Source organism: Kitasatospora sp. NPDC059803, from assembly GCF_042732255.1.
In the GTDB taxonomy this organism is placed as follows: Bacteria; Actinomycetota; Actinomycetes; order Streptomycetales; family Streptomycetaceae; genus Kitasatospora.
Window position 1 is genome coordinate 1 of record NZ_JBHWIJ010000471.1, and the last position, 4,014, is coordinate 4,014.

At 72.9% G+C, this 4,014-nt stretch carries 3 protein-coding genes; all 3 read right to left on the reverse strand.

Going from position 1 to position 4,014, the window contains the following annotated elements; genetic code table 11:
• Positions 1–67: 67 nt before the first annotated feature.
• On the reverse strand, positions 68–1,516 hold the full coding sequence (ahcY, locus tag ACFV6I_RS38225; RefSeq protein ID WP_363377427.1) for an adenosylhomocysteinase: 1,449 nt from the start codon (positions 1,514–1,516) through the stop codon (positions 68–70).
• Positions 1,517–1,890: 374 nt separating this feature from the next.
• On the reverse strand, positions 1,891–2,868 hold the full coding sequence (locus ACFV6I_RS38230) for a cation diffusion facilitator family transporter (RefSeq protein ID WP_380430764.1): 978 nt from the start codon (positions 2,866–2,868) through the stop codon (positions 1,891–1,893).
• Positions 2,869–2,944: 76 nt separating this feature from the next.
• Positions 2,945–4,014: SIS domain-containing protein (locus ACFV6I_RS38235; RefSeq protein ID WP_380430766.1), on the reverse strand; the 1,070-nt coding region annotated here is incomplete at its 5' end.

The window sequence follows — 4,014 nt, forward strand, 5'->3', positions numbered from 1 at the left end:
CGGCACCCCTGCGCAGGGGTGCCGGCCACCGGCGTACGCCGCACCGCGTCAGTCGCGGTTCACCGCATCAGTAGCGGTACTGATCCGCCTTGTACGGGCCCTCGACCGGGACGCCGATGTAGTCGGCCTGGTCCTGGCTCAGGGTGGTCAGCTTCACGCCGAGCGCGTCGAGGTGCAGCCGGGCGACCTTCTCGTCCAGGTGCTTGGGCAGCACGTAGACGCCGATCGGGTACTGCTCGGTCTTCGTGAACAGCTCGATCTGGGCGATCGTCTGGTTCGCGAAGGAGTTGGACATCACGAACGACGGGTGGCCGGTCGCGTTGCCCAGGTTCAGCAGGCGGCCCTCGGAGAGGACGATGATGGTGCGGCCGTCCGCCTTGCGCCACTCGTGGACCTGCGGCTTGACCTCGGTCTTCACCACGCCGGGCAGCTGCGCCAGGCCGGCCATGTCGATCTCGTTGTCGAAGTGGCCGATGTTGCCGACGATGGCCTGGTGCTTCATCCGGGCCATGTGGGAGGCCATGATGATGTCCTTGTTGCCCGTGGTGGTGATGAAGATGTCGGCCGTCTCGACGACGTCCTCCAGGGTGGCGACCTGGTAGCCGTCCATCGCCGCCTGGAGCGCGCAGATCGGGTCGATCTCGGTGACGATGACGCGGGCGCCCTGGCCGCGCAGCGACTCGGCGCAGCCCTTGCCGACGTCGCCGTAGCCGCAGACGACGGCGACCTTGCCGCCGATCAGGACGTCGGTGGCGCGGTTGATGCCGTCGATGAGCGAGTGGCGGCAGCCGTACTTGTTGTCGAACTTCGACTTGGTGACCGAGTCGTTGACGTTGATCGCCGGGAACAGCAGCTGGCCGTCACGGTGCATCTCGTACAGGCGGTGGACACCGGTGGTGGTCTCCTCGGTCACGCCCTTGATGGTGGCGGCGACCTCGGTCCACTTGTTCGGGGAGTCCTTGAGGGTGCGGTTGAGCAGCTCCAGGATGATCCGGAACTCGTCGTTGTCCGCGGTGGACGGGTCCGGCGCGGCACCGGCCTTCTCGAACTCGACGCCCTTGTGGATCAGCAGGGTGGCGTCGCCGCCGTCGTCCAGGATCATGTTCGGGGTCTTGCCGTCAGGCCAGGTCAGGGCCTGCTCGGTGCACCACCAGTACTCGTCCAGGGTCTCGCCCTTCCAGGCGAAGACCGGCACGCCCTGCGGGTTCTCCGGGGTGCCCTCCGGGCCGACCGCGATGGCGGCGGCCGCGTGGTCCTGGGTGGAGAAGATGTTGCAGGAGCACCAGCGGACCTCGGCGCCCAGGGCGGTCAGGGTCTCGATGAGGACGGCGGTCTGCACGGTCATGTGCAGCGAGCCGGTGATGCGGGCGCCGGTCAGCGGCTTCGACTCGGCGTACTCGGCGCGGATCGACATCAGGCCGGGCATCTCGTGCTCGGCCAGCTGGATCTCCTTGCGGCCGAACGGCGCCAGGGAAAGGTCGGCGACCTTGAAGTCACCGGTGGTGTCGGTCGACATGCGTCTGCTCCTCGCTGATGGGGTGGGCGTGGCCAAGGTCCTGTGTGTGCGGTCGCAGCGGGGCGGGGCCGTACGGGTGCACGGCTACGCCGGGGCGGCCGGATCCGTGGTGCTGGACCGGTTCCCTGCTGCGCAGCACAAACCGTCGGAGGACCTCTCTCCCTCGACCGGGGCACACCCCGCAGGGGCGGACCGCCGATCAACCGCCATCAGCAGCGACGTTCTGGCTCTGGTGACGAATCTACACCGGCGGCCCCACCGGCCGTCCGCCGATGAGCGATTTCGGCCTCGGACCGGACGGGTCCTCAAGCGGATCCCAGCCGGCGCCCTGGTCTGCCCCCGGCCGGCCCCGGCCAGGGGCGGACCGGCGCCGGTCAGTGCGAGGCGCCGGGCCCGGGCCCGCCGGGGGTGGCCGCCGGGTCCTCGCCCGCGGCGGCCTTCTCGGCGCTGTAGACGTCGGGCTCCAGGTAGATCGCCCGCGCGATCGGGACCGCGGCCCGGACCCGCTCCTCCGCCGCGTCGATCGCCTGCGCGACGCGGGCCGCGCTGTCCTCCGCGTTGACCGCGATCTTGGCGGCGACCAGCAGTTCCTCCGGCCCCAGGTGCAGGGTGCGCATGTGGATCACGCCGGTGACGGCCTCGCCGTCCACCAGCGCCTCGCGGATCCGGCGCACCGAATCCCGGTCGGCGGACTCGCCGAGCAGCAGCGACTTGGTCTCCAGGGCGAGCACCACCGCGATCACCACCAGCAGGAGGCCGATGCCCAGGGTGCCGACGCCGTCCCAGACGCCGTCGCCGGTGACCACGGTGAGCGAGACGCCGAGCAGCGCGAGCACCAGGCCGATCAGCGCGCCGGCGTCCTCCAGCAGCACCACCGGCAGCTCCGGGGCCTTGGCGGTGCGGATGAACTGCACCCAGCCCTGGCCGCCCTTGGCCTTCGCCGACTCGCGCATCGCGGTGAGGAAGGACCAGCCCTCCATCGCGACGGCGAAGAGCAGCACGCCGACCGCCCAGCCCCAGGAGTCCAGCTTCTCCGGGTGGTTGACCTTGTGCCAGCCCTCGTAGATCGCGAACAGGCCGCCGACGCTGAAGAGGACGATCGCCACCAGGAAGCCGTAGACGTAGCGCTCGCGGCCGTACCCGAACGGGTGCTCCTCGTCCGCCTCCCGGCGCGCCCGCTTGCCGCCGATCAGCAGCAGCACCTGGTTGCCCGAGTCGGCGACCGAGTGCACGCCCTCGGCCAGCATCGACGAGGAGCCGGTGAAGCCGAAGGCGGTGAACTTGGCCACCGCGATCGCCAGGTTCGCGGACAGTGCCGCGACCAGTGCCTTGGTGCCGCCTTCTGTACTCATGCTTCGGGTCCCTCCGCCGCAATGGCTGGTCGCGCTGCTCCGTCGAGCGCTTACCGTACCGGCCGTGCGGCGCGGCTCAGGACTGCGCGGCGGCGAGCCCGAGGTAGACGGCGGCGAAGTCGGTCAGCGCGACCAGGTCGGCGAGCGCGTGCAGCGGGTCCGGCCGGCTGGTCGCGTACTCGGTCAGCCGGACGTCGTGGGCGCCGGCCAGCCGGTGCGCGCGGGTGACGCCGAAGCTGCGCGGGCCCGCGTCGTCCTCCGGCACCTCGGCCGGCCCGCCCTGCTCCTCGGGCGCGCCGCCGGGACGGACACCGGACTGGGCACCGGGCGCCCCCGGGACGTGCCGCAGCAGCAGGACCTGGAGGTGCAGCGGATCCGGCTCGTCGACCCGGTCGCGGAAGAAGTCGTCCGGGTCCGCGCCCGCGCCCAACTGGCCGGTGAACATGCCGCGGTGGGCGGTGAGCACCTGCGGCAGCGGCCCGGCCAGCGCCGGGCGGCCGGCCCGTTCGGCGAGCTGGGCGGCGAAGCGGGTGGCGACGGCCCCGGCGATCGGGCCCTCGGCCCACAGCAGCGGGACCGTCCCGGCCAGCCGGGCGGCCAGGCCCTTGGCCGGGTTGGTGTACGCGGCGGCGTCGGGGCGGCAGCGGACGGCGGTCGCGTCCAGCAGGTCGGCGACGGCCGGCAGCGCGTCGTACGGCAGCTGGGTGATGCCGATCTTCTGGGCGAGCGCGAGCAGCGGGGCGAGGTGGGACCACAGCGCGGCCGGGTCCTCGGCGGGGAGGTCCGGCTCGGCGGCCGGGCCGGCGGGCGCCTCGTCCTCGGGCAGCGCGGAGGCCACGTACGGCAGCGGCAGCGCGCGCACCTGCAGCGCGGCCTCGGCCAGCGGGCTGCCCGCCGGGGCGGTGACCACGATCGCGCAGCCGCGCGCGTAGGCCTGCTCGGCGAGGCCGACCAGGCCCGGTTCGCCGCCGTCGGCGGAGCTGACCACCAGGAGGTCCAGCGGGCCGGCCCAGCCGGGCAGTTGCCAGCCGAGCCCGGCGGTGAAGGCGGGCGGCGCGCCGGCCCGGTCGGCGCGCGGGGCGGGCGCCAACGTCGGCGGCAGCGTGGTTATCAGGCCCGCCGGGCCGGCCCCCGCGGGCACGCTCT